Source organism: Myxococcus sp. AM011 (assembly GCF_013372595.1).
GTDB classification, from domain to species: Bacteria; Myxococcota; Myxococcia; order Myxococcales; family Myxococcaceae; genus Myxococcus; species Myxococcus eversor.
Map to the genome: position 1 here is coordinate 1 of NZ_JABXEM010000230.1, position 19462 is coordinate 19462.

A 19462-nucleotide genomic window follows, 5' to 3' on the forward strand; every position below is an offset into this window, starting at 1 on the left:
GTACGCGGCCACGCAGAAGATCCACCTGGAAGACGCCACCAGCATCTCCCCCGCGGACGCGCCCCGTCGCGTGTTGGAGCTGCGCGAGCGCGTCGCCCGGGGTGAGCGAGTCATCGCCGTCATCGACTCCGTCCTCACCCGCCCCGCCAGCCTCCCCCTGGCGCTCGCCTCCGATGGCGTCCTCCTGTGTGTCACCCTGGGGGAGACGGACTTCGGCTCGGCCCACAAGACGATGGAGTTCATCGGCGCGGAGCGCTTCGTGGGCAGCGTCACCTTCCCCCGGCCGAAGAAGAAGGGCCGGGCCTCGTCGTCCAGGAAGAAGAAGCCATGACGCCTCCTGACGCTCCCTCGCCCCGTCTCAGCGTCGTCGTCGCCACCTACAACCGGCTCCCCCTCATCTCCCGACTGCTGGAGCAGTTCGCCACCCAGACGCTCGCGCCCGAGCGGTTCGAAGTCGTGGTGGTGGATGACGGCTCCAAGGAGCCGGTGAAGGAGCCGCTGCTCGCCCTCGCGGGGAAGCTGCCCTTCTCCCTGCGCGTGGAGGTGCAAGCCAACGCGGGCGCCGCCGCCGCCCGGCACCGGGGCGTGCTGGCCGCGCGCGGAGAGGTCGTCCTCGTCACCGACGACGACATGCAGGTGGCCAACGACTTCCTGGAGCGGCACCTGGCGCACCACCCGGAGGGCTCGCGCCACGTGGTGCTCGGCCGCATCCGGCCGGACCCGTCCATCGGCGACATGCCGCTGTTCGAGCGCTGGTACGCGTACCTCAACCACCGCATGGCGGAGGAGCTCTCCATCCCCGGTGCGCGCGCGCACGGCAACCACCTGTACACCGGCAACGTGTCCTTCCACCGCGCGGACTACGTGGGCGTGGGCGGCTTCGACAAGTCGCTGGGCCAGTCCGAGGACGTGGAGTTGGGCGTGCGCCTGGAGAAGGCAGGCTGCGCCTTCGTCTTCGCCAGCGACGCTTACGTGTTGCACGGCAGCGACCACGTGTCCTTCGAGCGCTGGCTCAAGCGCGCGCACCGCTACGGCATGTTCGACACGCAGGTGGCGCGCAAGCACCCGGACGTGCGCGGCGTGAATCCGTGGCGGCTGTTGTTCGAGACGAACCCGCTGGCGCGCCCGCTGCTCGCGGCGACAGTGGTGGCGCCCCAGGCCACGCGGCTGTTGACGGGGGCGGTGATGAGCGCGGCGAAGGCGGCGGACAGGCTGGGGCTGGAGAAGGCCGCGTTCGCTGGCACGTCGGTGGTGTACGGGATGGAGTACCTGCGCGGCGCTCGCAACGAGGCCGGTGGCTGGACTGGCATCGCCCGTGAGGTTGCTCGCTACCTCCAGGGCGGAGGGACTCGATGAACATCATGAAGTCGAAGCGCTCGATGCTCGGCGCGCTGATCTCCGATGCACTGGAGCTGGCGAAGGCCGCCAACAACGGCGACACCGGCGCGAAGTCCATCGCGCAGATGGTGCTCACCAGTGACTCGTACCGCATCACCGCGCTCAACCGCGCCCGCGAGGCCGCGCTCGACTACCACATCCCCCTGGTCAACCACGTGCTGCGCGTGGCGCAGACAGCGGTGATGGGGATTGAGATTGGCAAGGACGTCACGCTCGGCAAGGGCGTGTACTTCGTGCACAGCCTGGGCATCGTGATTGGTGGCGACGCGCGCATCGGCGACCGGGTGCGCTTCTACGGCAACAACACCGTGGGCACCGCCAAGGACAACGGCTACCCGACCATCGAGGACGATGTGTGGATTGGGGCCGGGGCGCGCATCCTCGGGCCGATACGCATTGGCGCGCGCTCGCGGATTGGGGCGAATGCGGTGGTGCTCCAGGACGTTCCGCCGGACAGCGTGGCCGTGGGCATTCCCGCCCGCGTCTTCCCGCGCAAGGACACCGACGACGTGGTGCTGTGAGGCGCGCCTCACGGCGGGCCCGGGGGAGATGACACGCATGGTGGACGGTGTGAAGGGTGCGCGGAGCAAGGCGGGCGCGGCCGTGTTGACGTGCGCGCTCGTCGCCGGTGGCTCGGTGGCGGTGGCGCGGGGACTCCAGGCTCGGGCCGACGGCACTGGTGGCTCGGGCGCGGAGCCCACGGCACAGAAGGCTGCTGGCGACACGAAGCCCTCGGCACAGCAGGCGACGGGCGACTCGAAGCCCGCCTCCGGAGCGGCTCCGACGGAGAAGGCCGCCACGCTGGAGACGCTCTACGACGGGGGCCTGGGCACCGGGTGGAAGGACATCGGCTGGGCGCAGCGCGAGCTGCCTCGGGGCGCTCCGGCGCGCATGCGCCTGTTCAACTATGGCGGGTGGATTCTGTACCGCCCGAAGCTGGAGGGCTCGTTCGGCGCGCTGTCCCTGCGCCTCAGCGCCCCCGAGTCCTACGGCGAGTTCCTGGAGGTGCGGCTGGACGCGCAGGGCACCACGTCCTTCCCGCGCATCCCGATTACGTCCGAGCTCCAGGTCCGCAAGGACGGCGAGTGGGCTGAAATCCTCATCCCGATGGAGCTGCTCAACCCGCGCGGCGAGGCGTTCGACCGCGTGGTGCTGCGCGCCTCCAAGGACGTGGGGCGCGACTGGGTGCTCTTCGACAAGGTGTCGCTGGTGCCGCTGCCGCCGGAGGTCGCCGCCGCGCTCGCCGCGGGCGGAGGACGCACCGGCAAGGGCACCGGGCGCGAGACGAAGCTGACCATCGACTGCACCGCGCCGGGCCACCGCATCAGCCCGCTCATCTACGGCATCGCCATGGATGGCCTGCGCGAGAAGAAGGACCAGCACCAGTACCGCATGGGCGCGACGACGCGCCGCTGGGGCGGCAACCCCACGTCCCGCTACAACTGGAAGCTCGGCGGCGCGTGGAACACGGCCAACGACTGGTTCTTCCAGAACGTGGACATCGGCCTGGGCTACCAGGACTTCATCGACTCCAACCGCAAGCACGGCATGATGTCCGCCGTCACGGTGCCGCTGCTCGGCTGGGTGGCCAAGGACACGACGTCCGTGGGCTTCCCGGTGTCGAAGTTCGGCCCGCAGCGCGGCGAGGACAACGGCTCCGGCAACGGCGTCACGCGCGACGGCACCCCGCTGAAGCCGGGCGCACCGTCACAGACGAGCACCGAGGCCTCGCCCGAGTTCGTCGCCGAGTGGGTCCGTACCATCCGCGAGCGGGACGTGGCGCGCGGTGGCGAGCGCAACGTCCGGATGTACATCCTGGACAACGAGCCCATGCTCTGGAACTCGACGCACCGGGATGTCTTCCCGGAGCCGCTGACGTACGACGGGCTGTTGTCCCGGACGATTGCGTACGGCACCGCGGTGCGGAAGGCGGACCCGGACGCGCTCATCGCGGGCCCGGCCGAGTGGGGCTGGACGAACTACCTCTGGTCGGCGGCGGACTTCGCGCCGGGCAAGGCGCCGCACTCGGACCGCCGCGCGCACGGGGATGTGCCGCTGCTCCCGTGGTACCTGCGGCAGTTGCGCGAGCACGAGAAGAAGACGGGCGTGCGCATCCTCGACGTGGTGGACGTGCACTTCTATCCGCAGACGAACGTCGGCGTGGGGTTGGAAGGCAACACGGACCCGGAGACGAACGCGCGGCGCATCCGCTCGACGCGGGGCCTGTGGGACCCGACGTACAAGGACGAGTCCTGGATTGCCGAGCCCGTGCGCCTGCTTCCGCGTCTCAAGGAGTGGATCGCGCAGAACTACCCGGGGCGGAGCATCTCCATCGGCGAGTACAACTTCGGCGCGTTCGGCCACATGAGCGGCGGACTGGCGCAGGCCGAGGCGCTGGGGCGCTTCGCGCAGGAGAACATCTACTCCGCCTACTTCTGGCAGTACCCCACGAATGGCAGCCCGGTGTTCTGGGCGTTTCGAGCGTTCAGGGACTTCGACGGGCGCGGTGGCCACTTCCAGGACTACTGGGTGCCGGCGAAGGCGGAGGAGGGCACCAGCGTGTTCGCCTCGCGAGACGAGTCGGGGACGAAGCTGGTGGCGGTGGTGTTGAACTTCGACCCGGACCAGGCCGCGCAGGCGAAGGTGGAGTTGAAGGGTTGTGGGACGCTCGAGGGTGCGCGCGTGCTGGGGTATTCGGGCGCGCCGGGTGGATTCCTGGAGCAGACGGCTGGAAGCAAGACGGCGGGTACGCTGACGCAGCGGCTGCCGCCCTACTCGATGACAGTGCTTGATTTGACGGTGAAGAAGCCATGAGTGCCGCGACCCCCGAGACTCCGAAGCCGACGCCGTTTTCCACGGGCCGCCCGCGCCTGCACATCGGGCAGTTGGCCATCGACCAACTGACGTTCGAGGACGCCGTGCAGCAGATTGGGCGCCTGGTCGATTTGCACCAGGGCGGCTACGTCTTCACGGCCAACGTGGACCACGTGGTGCTGGCGGAGGACAACGCGCAGTTCCGCGAGGCGTACTCGCGCGCCACGATTTCGGTGGTGGATGGGATGCCGATTGTCTGGGCATCGAAGGCGATGGACGTGACGCTGCCCGAGCGCATCGCCGGCTCGGATTTGATTCTCCCGCTGATGAAGCTGGGGGCGGAGCGCAAATGGCGGGTGTTCCTGCTCGGCGCGGGCCCTGGGGTGGCGGAGAAGGTGGCGAAGCAGATGGGCGAGCAGTTCGGCGTGGAGGTGGTGGGGTGGGACTCGCCGATGGTGAAGACGGACGCGGGTGACGCGCAGAACGACCCGATTGTGGCGAGGATTCGGGAGAAGGACCCGCACCTGCTCTTCGTGGCGTTGGGGAGCCCGAAGCAGGAGGTGTGGATTTCGCAGGTGGCCGGGAAGCTGGGGCCCACCGTGGCGATTGGAATCGGGGCGGGGTTCGACTTCATCGCTGGCACGGCCAAGCGCGCGCCGCAGTGGATTGCCAATGCGGGCTTCGAGTGGCTGTACCGTCTGGTGAATGAACCCAAGCGCCTGTGGCGCCGGTACATCCTGAATGACTCGCGCTTCGCCACGATTCTGGTCCGTGAGTTCTGGCAGCGGACGGGTGGGAAGCCGGAGTAGTCAACAGGCTACGTCGTCCACGAGGTGTCCTCGTTGGCAGGGGCGCCTCCTGCCTTCCGAGCACGGCACGGCGCTCAGATGCTCACGGACCGCATCATCTCCGAGCGCTTCATCATCGGCATGTCCGAGGAGTATTCGGCCCCCATGCCGTTCGCGGACTGCGTCCGGCCCATCATCCTCTCCATGTCCGGCCGGCCCGGCGCGCTCTCGTAGGACGACTGCGACTTCCCGTTGGGGCCCATCTCCGGATTGTTGCCGTACGGCGGCTTCTGCCCCGCCTCGCCAGCCGCCTCATTCGCCTTCTGCTTGGCCCTCTCCGCGCGACGAGCGGTCTCGAGCTCCTTCCCCACGGCGGCCTGGTACTTCTCCGTCGCCTGGGCCAGCTTCGCCTCGGCGACCTTCTCCGCCGCCTGCGCCTCCGCGAGCGCCTTCTTCGAAGCTTCCCGCTGCTCCGGCGTCTGCTTCGGATTCTTGGCCTTCTTCTCCGCCTCTTCCCGCGCCCGCGAGGCCTGCGCCTCCGCCCTCTTCGCGGCCTCGGCCTGGAGACGCGCCTGCTTCGCCGCCTCCTGCGCCGCCTTCGCCGCCTTGATGGCCGCCTCCGCCCGCTTGCGCGCCTCGTCCGCACGCTGCGCGTCATTCGTCTTCGGGCCCTGCTGCATCCTCGAACGGCCATCCACCTTGGTCAGCGAGTTCACGGGTCACTTCCTTCCAAGTGCGATGAGGGACAGACACCCCTTCTTCGCCAGAAGCGCCCACACGGTTACATCCGTGATTACTTTTCAGGGACCCGGCACACACCCGAGCCCCCTCAACTCAACTCACGGCAGGCTCAGCTTCAGCCCGAAGGGAATGGTCCGGTCCTTGATTGCTCCAGGCTCGACCTTCACCTGGTCATCCCGCACCAGCGTGGCCGAGTCCGAGCCGTCGAAGGACACCGCGTCATCCACCCCCAGCTTCACCAGCGCGTCGCGAATCTCCGCGAGCGTCTTGCCGGGCTTCTCGCCGTTCTCCTGAGCGACGACATACGTCGTGCCCGTCTCCCGGTCATACCCGACGACGACCTTTCCACTGTTCGGACCCCGCTCGTCCTGGTCCTTGAAGCCCTCGTTGTTCCGCTGCGTCAAGTCGGACGCATACGCCCCCGGGTCTCCCGTGAGCGGCGCCGTCGAGGACGTCCCTGGCTTGTACTGATTCCCGTCGCCGTACGGCGTGTTGTTGATGATGAGCGGCACCGCCCCACCAAACGCCACCTTCGAATCCGCCGGCGGATCTCCCTGCCCGAACTTCAGGCCACTCGACGTCCACGCCGCGTAGAACCGGTCTGGTTCCGACTCACCCCCAAGCACCTTCCCGTTCTCAATCACCTGCCCCACCGGATTGTCGCCGCTGAAAGCCCGGTCATAGAAACTGGTGTTGATGATGGTGTCGCTCCCGGGCTGGCGCCCCTCTTCCTGCGCCAGCGCGGCGAAGGGCTTCTCCGCCTCCGGCCTCGACCAGCCCCCCAACGCGTTGTCGAGGATGCTGCCCCCATGCTCGACGACGGACGGCTGGGCTCCTTTCATCGCCACGAGGTGCACGCCGTTGTCCGTGAACTCCACCGGCTGTCTCGGATTCGCCTTGATTCGCTCCGCCACCGCCGCGGACAACCGCGCCCCATCCTCCGCCGTCGTCGGCAGCTTCAGCTCCTGCGTCCGCGCCGAGTTCCGCGCCTCGCGCAGCAACACGTCCGACGTGGCCGCCGAGCGGCGCAGGGTGATATCCCCATTGCCCGGCAACGCATGGCCATCCGTCGTCTTGCCCTCCTGAAGCTCCGGATAGGACGCGTCGTCCACCACCTTCACTTCGACCCCGCGCGCATCCAGGTCCGCGAGCGCCGCCTTTCCCTCCGGCGTGGCGCTCAGCTCCTGCCGCAGTCGGTCGACGGACGCCTTGTTCGCCTCGTCCTGCAGCCGCTCGGTCGTCGCTTTGTAGTCGTCGCGAAACTCCTGGCGCAGGCCCCCTGGGACGTCTTTCAAATCGAGGCCCTTCTTCACGTGCGCGTCGTAGCGGTCCCACGCCTCCTTCTCCGGCGCGCTCGCGTCCGCGACCCTCATCGACTGGAGCTCGGGCGACATGTCCAGCTCCGCGGCGCGCTCGGCCGTGAAGAGCGCCGATGACTCCGGCGGCGACGACACGTTGCCCAACAGCTTGTCGCGCAGCTCGTTGCTTGAAGCAGCCTCGAAGCTCGACGTCGACGTGTCCCGCACCGTGTTGGACGTGACGCCCTTGAGGCGCTGCTCGTCATACGGAGGCGTCAGGCCCCGCGCGGTGGCTTGCGTGTTCGCCTCCTGCATCGCCCCCTGCGCACGCTGCGCGGAGCGCGCGGACTTCTCCTCCGCGTCCCGCCGCGCCTCCTCGGCCCGAGCCGCTCGCTGCGCGGAGAGCTTCTCCGCCCGCTGGGCCTCCACCGCGTCCTTCCTCGAAGCCTTGGCCTCTTTCGGAGTCTGCCCCGGCGCCTCGGCTCGCGACGTCGCCTTCGCCGCGTCCGCTTGTGCCTTCTGCTGCGCGCGACGCGCGGACTCCGCGGCCCTTCGCGCCTCCTCGGCCGCTCGACGCGCGGACTCCGCCCCCTTCCTCGCGGCCTCCGCGCGCCTTCGAGCCTCCTCCGCACGGCGGGCCGCATCCGCTCCCGAGGCCCCAGACGAAGTCGTCGGCGAGCCACCTCGAATCGCTGTCGTGCCGCCCATGCGTCACCCACCCTTCTGGGAAATCGAGACCGTCATCCCATTCTCGGTTCGGGGATTTCCCAGGTTCGGAACGCGCGCGGTACCTCGCGGGTCTGTCACCCCGGAGACACCCGCGCGGCGGCTCACGGGCCATGGGCGCTCGCCTGCTCGGGGGTTTCCACGAGGCCGTGACGACGCACGGCGTAGCGCATGCAAGCGACCCGGGGGAAACTCGTAGGGCTCAGGTGACGCGTCACCCCGCACGAGTCACACCAGGAAATCCCCCATGCACCGCAGACCTTTCTCCCGCCTCGTCTCCGTGGCCCTCTCGGGCCTTACGGCCGTGGGCCTCCTCACCGCCGCCGACACCCGCAAGCCCACGACGCAGTGGCTGGCCCGCCCCACCGAGGCCGCTCGAATCGCTCGCGTCGAACAGGGCCTCTCCCCCATCACGATTCCCGGCGATGAGCCGCGCCAGTTGTCGCTCACGCAGTGGATGGAGCTGTACGGCGTGCCCGGCGTGAGCATCGCCGTGTTCGACAAGGGCTCGCTCGTGTGGGCCAAGGCGTATGGCGTGAAGCACGCGGGCGGCACCGAGGCCGTCACCATCGACACGCTCTTCCAGGCCGCGTCCATCAGCAAGCCCGTGACGGCGATGGCGGCGATGCACCACGCGGAGAAGCGCAAGTGGTCGCTCGACGCGAACATCAACGACACGCTCATCTCATGGAAGGTGCCGGACAACGAGTTCACGAAGGAGCAGAAGGTGACGCTGCGCCGGCTGCTCTCGCACAGCGCGGGCACGACGACGAGCGGCTTCGGCGGCTACGCCAGCAACATGCCCGTGCCCACCACGCAGCAGGTATTGGATGGCGAGAAGCCCGCGAACTCGTCCGCCGTGCGCGTGGACACCGTGCCCGGCACGCTGACGCGCTACAGCGGCGGCGGCACCACCATCGTCCAGCAGATGCTCGTGGACCAGCTCAAGAAGCCCTTCCCCGTCATCATGAAGGAGACCGTGCTCGCGCCGCTCGGCATGAAGAACAGCACCTTCGAGCAGCCCCTGCCCAAGGAGCTGGAGCCCCTCGCCGCCAGCGGCACCTACTCCGGTGGAAAGAGCGTCGAGGGTCGCTGGCACACCTACCCGGAGATGGCTCCCGCCGGCCTGTGGACGACGCCGTCGGACCTCGCGCGCGTCGCGCTGGAGATGTCCAAGGCGACGAAGGGCCAGTCCCGCCGCGTGGTGTCCCAGGCGATGGCGAAGCAGATGCTCACCCGCCAGTCGGAGGCGTTCGGCATCGGCTTCATGCGTCGGCCCGGACAGGAATGGTTTGGTCACGGCGGAGGGAACGAGGGCTATCGCTGCTTCCTCATGGGCTTCGAGTCGGGCAGCGGCGTGGCCGTCATGACCAACTCGGATGACGGCTCGCGCCTCTTCGACCGCGTCATCGCGAGCGTGATGGCCGAGTACGGCTGGAAGGGCTACACCACCACTCCTGACAGCATCGGCATGACGACGGACCTGCTGGCGCGCCTCAAGGGTACTGACGCCGCGCTCACCTGGTTCAAGACGCGCAAGAGCACCGCCACGAAGGAGGACACCCAGGTGACCCCAGACGTCCTCAACGAGCTCGGCTACAGCCTGCTGCGCTCGGGCAAGGTGCCCGACGCGCTGAAGATGTTCGAGGCCAACGTGGAGCTGTACCCCACGAACGCCAACGTCCACGACAGCCTGGGCGAGGGCTACGCCGAGGCCGGCCGGAAGGACGACGCCATCCGGTCCTACAAGAAGGCGCTCGAGCTGAACCCGAAGAACGACAACGCCGTGAAGATGCTGGAGAAGCTGGGCGCGGCCTCGAAGTAGCGGGCGCTCCTCTCGCGGAGGATTGTTTCTGTTGCGGAAACAGTCCTCTGCCCGGCGCCCCATTTTTCGCGGCGGCCCAGGTCTCTACTGTTCCTCTTGTCAGCAACGCACGCCGCGCGAGACGCGGTGAACCCAAGAGGGAGTACGCCATGAGCGCCACCGTCCAGAAGACCCAGCCCGACACCATCGTCCTCGTCCACGGCATGTGGATGACGCCCCGAAGCTGGCCGGGGTGGATGGACCGATTCACGAAGGCGGCTACCGCGTCATCGCCCCTTCCTGGCCCGGCCTCGAAGTCGGCGTGGAAGCGCTCCAGAAGGACCCGACGCCGCTGGAGAACCTGCGCGTGAAGCAGATTGTCGACCACTACGAGCGCATCATCCGCGCGCTGCCCACCCCGCCCATCCTCATGGGCCACTCCTACGGCGGCGCCTTCGTGCAGATGCTGTTGGACCGTGGCGTGGGCGCCGCGGGCGTCGCCATCCACTCCGCGCCGGTGAAGGGCGTCTACACGCTGCCGTTCACCACCATCAAGTCGACGGCGTCCACGCTGCTCAACCCCGCCAACGTCAACCGCCCCGCGCCGATGACGCCCGAGCAGTTCCACTACGCCTTCACCAACACGCTGACGCAGGAGGAGTCGGACGAGGTGTACCGCACGCAGTACGTGCCGGGCTCGGGCCGCGCGCTCTTCCAGGGCGCCCTCGCCAACCTGACGCCGCACTCCGAAGTCACCGTCAATCTGAAGAACGACGAGCGCGCCCCGCTGCTGTTCCTCTCGGGTGACTCGGACATCATCCTGCCGGCGAAAATCCAGCGGGAGAACGTGAAGCGCTACGCGAAGGCGAAGGCGAAGGCGGTGACGGAGTACGTGGAGCTGAAGGGCCGCTCGCACTACACCGTGGCGCAGCCGGGCTGGGAGGCCGTCGCGGACCTGGCGCTCAACTGGGCCAAGGAGCACGCTACCGTTCGTAACTAGGGCCCACCCAGTCGGGCCACGAGCGTCTCCAGATTCGCGCGGGTCGTCTCGGCCTGCACGTAGTCGAACCGGAAGCCACACGCTCCGGAGTCGCAGGGTTCCAGGCCCTGCGTCCGGGTCGAGCACCCGGATGCCACGGCACAGCTCGCCTTGCGTGTGGGACAGAGCGCTCGCTTCGACAGCATCGCCAGCCTCAAGAAGGTCTCGAAGTCCTCTTGTGAGCGGAACACCTGACGGGCCTCCTCACCGGTGTCTCTGGCTCCAGATGGAAGGAAGGTCGCGGAGCTCGCCGTGCCGAGCAGCTCGGCGGTGGGATGACGCCGCCTCACGGGTATCGCGTCCTCCGCGAGGCTCAGCACGGGCGACGACGCGTCCTCCGCGTGTGGCGCGATGCGGAAGTGCGCGTTGTAGATGCCGGGCGCAATCTCACTCACGCAGGCATCCGTCCCTCCGCACGCGGTCTCCGTCGTCATGGGGAACACCGCCACGCGCCAGTGCTTGCACTTCGGACAGGAGACATCCACGCCGGGAAACGGCCAGCCCCTCGGTGGCGAGTGCACCGGGTCCGCCAACACCATGTCCACGTACTCCTGCGCATCCCTCACGTTCTCCTCGCGCAGCCCCTCCGCATCCAGCACGGGCCTGTCCGCGTCGACGAGCAGCGCGGGGTCATAGAGCACGAGCAGCAGGTCCTCGCACCCCTCGGAGATGCCACCCTCCCGACGCAGGCCCACGAGCTGGAGCGCGAGGGGCGTCGTCCGCGACAACTCCAGCTCCTCGTCCCCCCTCAAGTGGAACCGTCGGTGCACCAGGTCCACCTTCCGCTGGCTGCGTAGACTCGCGCTCACGTACTGACGCAAGAGCCCCACCGCGCAGTCCGTGCACTGCACCTCGCGCAGCGTCGCGTGGTGCGCCTCCCGCTCTGGTGCCGTCGCCACCGACACCTTCCTCGGCGCCCCCTGCTCCGGCATGCCTCGCAGCTTCGCCACCTTCGCCGTCATGACTCAGCTCCCGTGCAACAGTTCGAGATGTCTCGATGTCTCCGCGTCCAGCCGCCCCGTGACGGACAGGCCCGTGCGGTGCTGGAAGGCTCGGAGCGCGCTGCGCAGCTCCAGCGTCATCCGCCCCGTCGGCTCCAGCGCGTACCCCAGGTTGATGAGCCTCGCCTCCGCCCCCGCGACTCCGTCATCCGGCACGTCCTTCATGGGACGCAACGCGCCCAGCTCCAGCTCCCACCACTGGTCCTCGCACTCCAGCTCGGCACGGCTCGCGCTGAGCGGCACGCGCTGCACCAACAGGCCGTTGCCGTCCGTCTCCCCCTCCACCACCCGGGGCCCGAACAGCAGGAGATAGGGCTTGCTCGCCAACGGCGCGCCCACGTCATCCCGCAGCTCGACCCGCAGGTACCGGGCACTCGCCGCATCGAGCGTGAAGGGACGCGGCAACCCGGTGTAGAGCGGCATCTGACTCGGACGTGGCTCCGGAATCACCACCGTGTCGCCGGGATAGAGCACGCTCGGATTGGGCCGCTTGCGACGCAGCTCCGCATTGGCCGGATGCTCGTAGACCTGCCGGTAGTCCAGGATTCCGTAGCGCCGCGCGACCAACAACATGCACTCACCACGTCGGATGACATGGGTGGTGGACATGGTCTTCCCCCTCGTCGATGAAAGAGCCCCAACTCCTCCACCGCTCAGGAACGCTAGCCGAGGCCCGGCATTTCGCGGCATGCACCTCAGGGCATAGGGGCTTTCCCGCGACACACCCGGGTCCACACCGCCTACGCCCCCGCGTCGTTCAGCCTCGCCGCCTGCGTCAGCAGATAATTGCGCTCCGGAAGGCTCGTCGTGCGCTCCGCCGCCTTCCGGTAGTGCACCACCGCCGCCGCGTGCCTGCCCGCCCGCTCCAGCAGATGTGCACGCACCGCGTCGAGCCGATGGCTCCCCTCCAACCGCCCCTCCGCGTCGAGCTTCTTCACCAGCGCCAACCCCACCTCCGGCCCCTGCACCATCGCCGTCGCGATGGCGTGGTTGAGCTCCACCATGGGGTTGTCGGACAGGCGCATCAACACCTCGTAGAGCGCCAGCACCTGCGGCCAGTCGGTGTCCTCCGCGCGCGCCGCCTCGTCATGCACGGCCGCGATGGCCGCCTGCACCTGGTACATCCCCACCGAGCCCTTCGACAGCGTCGCGGAGATGAGCGCGACGCCCTCCGCAATCATCCCCGCGTCCCACAGGCTCCGGTCCTGGACATCGAGCGGAATCAGCTCGCCCTCCGGCCCCGTCCTCGCCTTCCGGCGCGCGTCCGTGAGCAGCATCAGCGCGAGCAGTCCCGCCACCTCGCCGTCCTCCGGCAGGAGCAGGTGCAAGAGCCGCATCAGGCGAATCGCCTCGCCCGACAGGTCCGTGCGGTGCAGCTCCGGGCCCGAGCTCGCCGTGTAGCCCTCGTTGAAGATGAGGTAGAGCACCTGCAGCACCGTGCCCAGCCGCTGCGCGCTCTCCTCCGGCGTGGGCTTCTGGAACGGAATCCCGGAGCTCTTGATGCTCTGCTTGGCGCGGCTGATTCGCTGCGCCATCGTCGCCTCGGGGACGAGGAAGGCCTTGGCGATTTCAGCCGTCGTCAAGCCGCCCACCGCGCGCAGCGTCAGCGCTATCGCCGACGCCGTCGTCAGCGCCGGGTGACAGCATGTGAAGAGCAACGCGAGCGCGTCGTCCCGCCCCGTCACCTCGTCGCTGTCCAGCGCGAGCACGAGTTGGAGCTCCGGTGGCACCAGGCTGACCACCAGCTCCTCGCGATGGCGACGGGCCGCCTCCGCGCGCACGTGGTCCGTGATTCGCCTCGAGGCGACCTGAATCAACCAGGCACGCGGGTCGTCCGGAACGCCCTCGCGCGGCCACTGCAAGGCCGCCGCGAGCAGCGCTTCCTGGACCGCGTCCTCCGAGGCTCCGAAGTCCCGGAACTTTCGGATGATGGCGCCCAGCACCCGCGGCGCGTGCTCGCGCAGCAGGTGCTCCAGGTGACGTGGCTCCAACGTCACCCTCACATCGTGTCGGGGGGAGGACCGCTCATCACCTGCCGCACTTCGATGGACAGGTTGAGCGGCTTGCCGCCAGGCCCGGGGGCGGCGGAGGCCTCGGCGGCGATGGCGTAGGCGCGCTCGGGGCTGTCCACTTCGACAATCCAGTAGCCCGCCAGGAACTCCTTCGACTCCGGGAACACGCCGTCGGTGATGGGCTTGCCGTCCTCGCCAGCACGCACGCGCTTCGCCTGGTCGGGCCCCGCGAGGCCCTCGGCGCCCACCAGCTCACCGGCGGCTCCGAGCTTCTTCGCGAAGTTCATCATGAAGCCGATGTGCGCCTGGAGGTCCTTCTTCGGCCAGGTGGCGACCTGGTACGCACCGCCCGTCGGCGTGTTCATCATGAGCATGTACTTCATGGGGAGCTCCCTCTTTCTCGTGGCACCCGCGCTCCTTCATTGGCGCGCGTTCATCCGGATGTCGGAGCCAGGGGCGAGGTCTCGACATCCTTTTTGAAGATATTCGACCGACCTCCCAGGTCAGTGGAACAACCGTGCGTAATCCCACGAGAAATGCGCGGCGCGTCGACGTCCGGCGCGACGCGTCGAGGGGTGGATTTCAGAGCACCTTGCCCGGATTGAGGATGCCCAAGGGGTCCATCGCGCCCTTCAGGCGGCGGTGCAGGCGCAGCCCCTCCTCCCCGAGCTGCCGGCCCAGGAAGGGCTGCTTGAGCGCGCCCACTCCGTGCTCTCCGGTGATGGTGCCGCCCAGGTCCAACGCGGCGCCGAGGATGTCGTCGAATGCTCCTCGCGCCCGCTCCAGCGCCGCCGCGTCCTGACGGTCGAAGACGACGGTGGGGTGCATGTTCCCATCCCCCGCGTGGCCGAAGGTGCCCACGAGGACGCCCCGGTCGGCGGCGATGCGCTCGACGGCGGCGAGCAGCTCCGGGATTCGCGACAGCGGCACGCCCACGTCGTCCAGCAGCGTGGCGCCCTGCCGCTCCAGCGCGGGGTACGCGAGGCGGCGCGCGGTGAGGAGCAGCTCGCCCTCGGCTTCGTCCGACGAGTGCGTGACAAAGGTCGCCCCGGTGGCGTCGCAGCAGGCCGCCATGGCCTCGATTTCCGCCACGCCCTGCTCGCCGCCCGCGTCCGAGCGCGCCAGGAGGAACGCGGCGGCGTCCACGTCCAACCCCAGCGGCTTGTAGGCCTCCACGGCTCGACACGTGGGCTGGTCCATCAGCTCCAGCATCGACGGGCGCGTGCGCGCCATGATGTCCGTGACGGCCGCTCCCGCGCCCCCGAGCGTGGGGAAGGTGGCCACCAGCGTCGTCGCCTTCGGCGGCTTGGGGCGCAGCTTCAGCGTCGCCTCGGTGATGACGCCCAGCGTGCCCTCCGAGCCGACGAACAGGCGCGTCAGGTCATAGCCCGCCACGTTCTTCACCGTGCGCCCGCCCGTGCGCACCACCGAGCCATCCGCGAGCACCACTTCGAGCCCCAGCACCGCGTCCCCTGTCACGCCGTACTTCACGCAGCACAGGCCGCCCGCGTTGGTGGCCAGGTTGCCACCCAGGCTGGAGAACTCCCAGCTCGCCGGGTCTGGCGCGTACCAGAGTCCGTGCGCCGCCGCCGCGGCCTTCACCTCCGCGTTCAACACACCGGGCTGCACGACGGCGAGCATCCCCTTCGCGTCGACCTCCAGCACGCGGTTCATCCGCATCAGCGACAGGACGATGCACCCATCGAGCGCGTTCGCCCCACCGGACAGTCCGGAGCCCGCGCCGCGCGGCACCACGGGGATTCGGTGTGCCGAGGCGATGCGCATCACCGCGCGCACGTCATCCGTGCACGTGGCGCGCACGAGGACCTGGGGGACTCCGGCGGGAGCCCACTCGGCCTGGTCCCTGCGGTGCGCGTCGAGGATGTCCGCGTCGGTGACGAGCGCTTCGGGGGGGAGTACCGCCGCAAGCTCTCGCAACAGGGTTGCGTTTCTGTTGGCCGTCACGGGGCGGCCTCCTGACTTGGGGTGGCCGTGAAGGCACACGGCGCCAGTCCGCTCATCGCGCGGTCTCCATCGGTACGGAGACAGACGCACGATAGAAGCCCTCGATGTGCTCGCGCAGCAGCGCGGCGGCACCCGCCGCATCGCCCCGCTCCACCGCGTCCAACATGGTCGCGTGTTCATCCGCGAGCCGCTTGAGCACGTCTGGCCCTTCAGTCCCCAGCGCGTCGAGCAGGTGTCTCGCCATCGCATCTCGCAGCGCGAGCATCACCAGGTGCATGGCCCGGTTGCCGGACGCCGCCACCAGCTCCACATGGAAGCGCACGTCCGCTTCGTGGAACGACTCCGCCGTGACGCCCGGCCGCCGCATCTCGTCCAGCGCCGCACGCGCCGCGTCCAGGTGCGTTCGATCCGCGCGCCGCGCCGCCCGCTCCAGCGCCGCTGACTCCAGCACGCACCGCAGGTCGACCAGGTCCTCCAGCGATGCCAGCCGCAGCCGCACCACGTGCGTCAGCGCCTCGCTCAGCAGCCCGCTCGCCGCCCTGGCCACCAGCCCCTTCCCCTTGCCCACCACCAACCCCTGGGCCTGGAGCGCCCGGAGGGCTTCGCGCACCGAGGCCCGGCTCACCCCGAACTGCTCCGCAAGCTCCCGCTCCGGTGGCAGCGAGTCCCCCGGTGGCATCCCGCCGCTCAGGATGGCCTCCCGAATCCGCTCCGCCACCTGGAGATACAAGGGGTTACGAACCACCGCCTGGAACGTCCGTCCGGAAACCATGGCGGACAGACTACCTGATTGACTGATGGTCAGACCAGCGGTGACGATACGCCGGTCGTTCGTTCAGACCCTCATCGGAGGCGACATTCATGGCCAAGGTCCTGATGCTTGCAGGCGACGCGGCGGAGTCCCTGGAGGTGCTGTACCCGTACCAGCGGCTGCTGGAGGAGGGTTACGAGGTCCACCTCGCGGCCCCGTCGAAGAAGAAGCTCCAGTTCGTGGTGCATGACTTCGTGGACGGCTTCGACACGTACACGGAGAAGCCTGGCTACACGTGGCAGGCCGACCTGGCCTTCTCGGAGGTGAAGCCGGCCGACTATGTGGCGCTCGTCATCCCCGGCGGACGTGCCCCCGAGTACATCCGCAACGACGCCGACTGCCAGCGCATCGTCCGGCACTTCTTCGAGAAGAACCAACCCGTGGCCCACATCTGCCATGGCCCGCTGCTGCTCACCGCGGTCGGTGTCCTCAAGGGCCGCAAGAGCGCCGCGTATCCCGCACTGCAGCTCGACGTGCGGGGCGCCGGCGCGGAGTTCATCGACTCCTCCGCCGTCGTCGACGGGAACATGGTCTCCGCACGCGCCTGGCCGGACCACCCGGCCTGGATGCGAGAGTTCATGAAGATTCTGCGCGCCAAGGCCCCCGTGGCCTGAGCCGCCGTCGCTGAAGCGAAGCAGCCAGTCCGCTGGCACCTGGAGGCCTCCCAAGTGGGGGCCTTCTTCGTTTGTGGTGCAGGAATTCGAGCAAGGGCCTTTCAGCCCGGCTGCTCTCCCATCGGCCTCGCTTTTGTAATGATTTTGGGGGCGAGGGGGCGTTTTCTAACGATTTCCGCAATCTTCTAACAGATTCATAGGGGATAGTGCCGGCCCTATCGGTTCTTCAAAGCACTGCGCGCCTGCAATCCGCTGAAAAAGGCAGGTCAAAAACCTACCCTCGCTTGAAGGGGGCCCCATGTTCCTGAGCAGAGGCATCCCCATCGGGTACGCGAAAGCCATCGCGGATCATGGCCTCGATGTCGTGCCTCCCCATCAGCTCTCGGCCTGCGCGGGCTCGGTCAAGCATGTGCGGAGCAGCAACGGGCGCGAGTTCGTCACCTACCCGAGTTCATACGACCCGGGTCCAGCGCTTTGTGACCACTTGGAGTTCGCGCTCAAGCACGAAGGCATCTCCCTGGAGGTGCTCGCCGCATTGTTCCGCGCGGTGAACCAGGGACCTTTCGAGGACGAGCTGTCACGCCACATCCAGGCACGCCCCACTGGTCAGAACACCCGTCGGCTCTGGTTTCTCTATGAGTTCCTCACGGGGCGCCGGCTTCCACTCGAGGACGTGACCACGGGCAACTACGTCGAGTTGCTTGACCCGAAGCGCTACTACACAGCGGCGCCCATCAAGAGCCGGCGACATCGCGTGCGCGACAACCTCCTGGGCAATGTGGACCTCTGCCCCATGGTGCGCCGTACGCCCATCCTTCAGGAGTTCGAGGCGAAGCGGCTCGCGAACGAGGCGGCGCTCATCGTTCAGTCCTACGACGTCGATGCCCTCCGCCGCGCCGTCGACTACCTCTACACCAAGGAGACCCGCTCCTCTTTCAACATCGAGCGGGAGACCCCCAGCCAGCAACGCGCCGCGCGGTTCGTCTCCCTCCTGCGTGAGCTCCCAGCGTGGGAGTCCCTGGACGAGGCCGCGCTGGTCCACATGCAGAATGTCATCGTGGAACGCTTCGCGGAGAAGGGTTACCGCGAAGAGCAGAACTATGTCGGAGAGTCCGTCGGCGTAGGTCTGCGGCAGCGTGTCCATTTCATTCCGCCACAGCGCAAGATGGTCCCGCGATTGATGGCGGGACTGCTGTCCTCACTGGACCGAATGATGGCTTCCAGCGTGGACCCCATCGTTCATGCGGCCGCCATCTCCTTTGGCTTCGTCTTCATCCACCCTTTCGAGGACGGCAATGGACGACTCCACAGACTGCTCATCCACTACATCCTCTCCAGGGCCGGGTTCACCCCTCAGGGGCTCATCTTCCCCATCTCCGCGGTCATGTTGCAGAGGAAGGACCAGTACGACGCATGCCTCGAGTCCTTCTCCAAGCCGCTGATGAAGCTCATCGACTACGCGGTGAACGAGAAGGGACTCCTGACGGTGAAGGGCAAGACGAGCGGCTTCTATCGCTACGTCGACTTCACGCGCATGGCGGAGGACCTCTACCGCTGGACGGAAGAGACCATCCGTACGGAGTTCCGCGACGAGTTGGACTTCGTCGTCCGCTACCGTGAGGCCCGCCCGAAACTCGACGGCATCGTCGAGATGCCGGACACGCTGCGCAACCGCTTCGTCCAGTTCTGCCTCCAGAATGGAGGGCACTTGTCCAAGCAGAAGCGCACCAGATACTTCAGCAACCTGACCGACAAAGAGGTCCATGCACTGGAGAAGGTCGTCCAGAAGTACCTGATGCCTCGTGCCAAGGCCCCTGTGGCCTGAGCCGCCGTCACACAGCAGAACGCCGTGGCCCCTCCCCCGAGAGACCACGGCGTCCACCCCACCTGCTCTGTGTCTCCGTCGGAACGCAGGACATCTGACTGTGCTTCACGAACAGGGCTTCACTCCGCCGCGCCCGGAGACCTAGCGCGACTGACCGTCGTGCTTCTGGCGGTAGATGCGGCGGTTGAGCTGGTTCTGCTCGCGCTGGATGCTCGCGCGCTCCCGTGCATCGAGCCGGCCGTCATCCGCGCGCGCCTGGCGGATATCCCGCCGGAGCTCCCGGTGCTGATGCTGGAGCCGCACCGCCTCGCGCCCCGTCAGCTCCCCGCTCTTCACGCCCTGGACGATGCGCGCCTGCTGGCTCACCTGCCGACGGTCCGCCTTCGCCGCGCTCGCGGGAAGCGCCACCAACAGCCCCAGCACCAACGTCCCCACGGCCCACAGGTTCTTCTTCATGGCAGTCCTCCTGTCGCGGGCCGGCCGGGCCGGCTCGCGCTGTATGGAAGTACCAACCCAGCGCCCCAGAAAAAGTCGCGCGGCCCCTTGAGCCCGAGCCGCACGGGGCCATGCTCGGGCGGGTGCGCTATCCTCGCCCGCCCGAGCCATGGCCGAGGACGCCCCCACCC

At 68.3% G+C, this 19462-nt stretch carries 17 protein-coding genes and 1 pseudogene; 9 read left to right on the top strand and 9 right to left on the bottom strand.

Going from position 1 to position 19462, the window contains the following annotated elements; all coding sequences use genetic code 11:
* From HUW62_RS35440 to epsA, 5 genes and pseudogenes are all read left to right on the top strand, one after another.
* Positions 1-331: pseudogene (locus HUW62_RS35440) on the top strand (hypothetical protein); the annotation flags it as partial.
* Positions 328-1356, top strand: a complete 1029-nt coding sequence (gene epsD / locus HUW62_RS35445; protein ID WP_176436940.1) for an exopolysaccharide biosynthesis glycosyltransferase EpsD — start codon at positions 328-330, stop codon at positions 1354-1356. The pseudogene HUW62_RS35440 and the gene epsD, both read left to right, overlap by 4 nt.
* Positions 1357-1358: 2 nt before the next feature.
* Entirely contained in the window at positions 1359-1919 is a 561-nt protein-coding gene (epsC, locus tag HUW62_RS35450; RefSeq protein ID WP_368670559.1) for a serine O-acetyltransferase EpsC, read from the top strand.
* 37 nt (positions 1920-1956) lie between these two features.
* A complete protein-coding gene (gene epsB / locus HUW62_RS35455) occupies positions 1957-4212 on the top strand; it encodes a GH44 family glycoside hydrolase EpsB (protein WP_176436941.1) in 2256 nt (751 codons plus the stop codon).
* Positions 4209-5021, top strand: a complete 813-nt coding sequence (gene epsA, locus HUW62_RS35460) for an exopolysaccharide biosynthesis glycosyltransferase EpsA (protein ID WP_163868582.1) — start codon at positions 4209-4211, stop codon at positions 5019-5021. Before epsB ends, epsA begins: the two co-directional genes overlap by 4 nt.
* Before the next feature lie 74 nt (positions 5022-5095).
* Here epsA and HUW62_RS35465 read toward each other — a convergent pair whose 3' ends face one another.
* Both HUW62_RS35465 and HUW62_RS35470 read right to left on the bottom strand, forming a co-directional pair.
* Positions 5096-5716: a hypothetical protein gene (locus HUW62_RS35465; RefSeq protein ID WP_176436942.1), complete on the bottom strand. Its 621-nt coding sequence runs from the start codon at positions 5714-5716 to the stop codon at positions 5096-5098.
* A gap of 123 nt (positions 5717-5839) precedes the next feature.
* Complete coding sequence (locus HUW62_RS35470; protein ID WP_176436943.1) at positions 5840-7747, bottom strand: phosphodiester glycosidase family protein; 1908 nt, start codon at positions 7745-7747, stop codon at positions 5840-5842.
* 265 nt (positions 7748-8012) lie between these two features.
* Between HUW62_RS35470 and HUW62_RS35475 the strand changes: the two genes are divergently transcribed.
* Both HUW62_RS35475 and HUW62_RS35480 read left to right on the top strand, forming a co-directional pair.
* Positions 8013-9590 carry a serine hydrolase gene (locus HUW62_RS35475; protein ID WP_163868589.1) on the top strand — a complete coding sequence of 526 codons (1578 nt, stop codon included), beginning with the start codon at positions 8013-8015 and terminating at the stop codon, positions 9588-9590.
* Positions 9591-9795: 205 nt separating this feature from the next.
* Positions 9796-10569: an alpha/beta fold hydrolase gene (locus HUW62_RS35480; protein ID WP_217911740.1), complete on the top strand. Its 774-nt coding sequence runs from the start codon at positions 9796-9798 to the stop codon at positions 10567-10569.
* Here HUW62_RS35480 and HUW62_RS35485 read toward each other — a convergent pair.
* From HUW62_RS35485 to HUW62_RS35510, 6 genes are all read right to left on the bottom strand, one after another.
* Positions 10566-11570: a hypothetical protein gene (locus HUW62_RS35485; protein ID WP_176436944.1), complete on the bottom strand. Its 1005-nt coding sequence runs from the start codon at positions 11568-11570 to the stop codon at positions 10566-10568. The genes HUW62_RS35480 and HUW62_RS35485 overlap by 4 nt on opposite strands.
* Positions 11571-11573: 3 nt before the next feature.
* Positions 11574-12218, bottom strand: coding sequence for a peptidoglycan-binding domain-containing protein (locus HUW62_RS35490; RefSeq protein WP_176436945.1), 645 nt, complete (start codon positions 12216-12218; stop codon positions 11574-11576).
* Positions 12219-12349: 131 nt separating this feature from the next.
* On the bottom strand, positions 12350-13600 hold the full coding sequence (locus HUW62_RS35495; RefSeq protein WP_217911741.1) for an RNA polymerase sigma factor: 1251 nt from the start codon (positions 13598-13600) through the stop codon (positions 12350-12352).
* An 8-nt stretch (positions 13601-13608) separates the two neighbouring features.
* On the bottom strand, positions 13609-14004 hold the full coding sequence (locus HUW62_RS35500; protein ID WP_163868593.1) for a YciI family protein: 396 nt from the start codon (positions 14002-14004) through the stop codon (positions 13609-13611).
* Positions 14005-14203: 199 nt separating this feature from the next.
* On the bottom strand, positions 14204-15586 hold the full coding sequence (locus HUW62_RS35505; RefSeq protein WP_176436946.1) for an FAD-linked oxidase C-terminal domain-containing protein: 1383 nt from the start codon (positions 15584-15586) through the stop codon (positions 14204-14206).
* 52 nt (positions 15587-15638) lie between these two features.
* Positions 15639-16358, bottom strand: coding sequence for a FadR/GntR family transcriptional regulator (locus tag HUW62_RS35510; RefSeq protein WP_163868594.1), 720 nt, complete (start codon positions 16356-16358; stop codon positions 15639-15641).
* An 89-nt stretch (positions 16359-16447) separates the two neighbouring features.
* Here HUW62_RS35510 and HUW62_RS35515 point away from each other — a divergent pair, with 89 nt between their 5' ends.
* Both HUW62_RS35515 and HUW62_RS35520 read left to right on the top strand, forming a co-directional pair.
* Complete coding sequence (locus tag HUW62_RS35515; protein WP_163868595.1) at positions 16448-17011, top strand: DJ-1/PfpI family protein; 564 nt, start codon at positions 16448-16450, stop codon at positions 17009-17011.
* Between the two features lie 298 nt (positions 17012-17309).
* A complete protein-coding gene (locus HUW62_RS35520; RefSeq protein ID WP_176436947.1) occupies positions 17310-18836 on the top strand; it encodes a Fic family protein in 1527 nt (508 codons plus the stop codon).
* A gap of 141 nt (positions 18837-18977) precedes the next feature.
* Here HUW62_RS35520 and HUW62_RS35525 read toward each other — a convergent pair whose 3' ends face one another.
* Positions 18978-19292 (bottom strand): hypothetical protein, encoded by a 315-nt coding sequence (locus HUW62_RS35525; protein ID WP_163868597.1) that lies wholly within the window; start codon positions 19290-19292, stop codon positions 18978-18980.
* Between the last annotated feature and the right edge of the window lie 170 nt (positions 19293-19462).

Coding starts and splice junctions, on each gene's coding strand:
- epsB (WP_176436941.1), top strand. CDS start 1,957: ATGGTGGACGGTGTGAAGGGTGCGCGGAGCAAGGCGGGCGCGGCCGTG.
- epsA (WP_163868582.1), top strand. CDS start 4,209: ATGAGTGCCGCGACCCCCGAGACTCCGAAGCCGACGCCGTTTTCCACG.
- HUW62_RS35520 (WP_176436947.1), top strand. CDS start 17,310: ATGTTCCTGAGCAGAGGCATCCCCATCGGGTACGCGAAAGCCATCGCG.
- HUW62_RS35525 (WP_163868597.1), bottom strand. CDS start 19,292: ATGAAGAAGAACCTGTGGGCCGTGGGGACGTTGGTGCTGGGGCTGTTG.
- HUW62_RS35500 (WP_163868593.1), bottom strand. CDS start 14,004: ATGAAGTACATGCTCATGATGAACACGCCGACGGGCGGTGCGTACCAG.
- HUW62_RS35510 (WP_163868594.1), bottom strand. CDS start 16,358: ATGGTTTCCGGACGGACGTTCCAGGCGGTGGTTCGTAACCCCTTGTAT.
- epsD (WP_176436940.1), top strand. CDS start 328: ATGACGCCTCCTGACGCTCCCTCGCCCCGTCTCAGCGTCGTCGTCGCC.
- HUW62_RS35475 (WP_163868589.1), top strand. CDS start 8,013: ATGCACCGCAGACCTTTCTCCCGCCTCGTCTCCGTGGCCCTCTCGGGC.
- HUW62_RS35485 (WP_176436944.1), bottom strand. CDS start 11,570: ATGACGGCGAAGGTGGCGAAGCTGCGAGGCATGCCGGAGCAGGGGGCG.
- HUW62_RS35470 (WP_176436943.1), bottom strand. CDS start 7,747: ATGGGCGGCACGACAGCGATTCGAGGTGGCTCGCCGACGACTTCGTCT.
- HUW62_RS35515 (WP_163868595.1), top strand. CDS start 16,448: ATGGCCAAGGTCCTGATGCTTGCAGGCGACGCGGCGGAGTCCCTGGAG.
- HUW62_RS35490 (WP_176436945.1), bottom strand. CDS start 12,218: ATGTCCACCACCCATGTCATCCGACGTGGTGAGTGCATGTTGTTGGTC.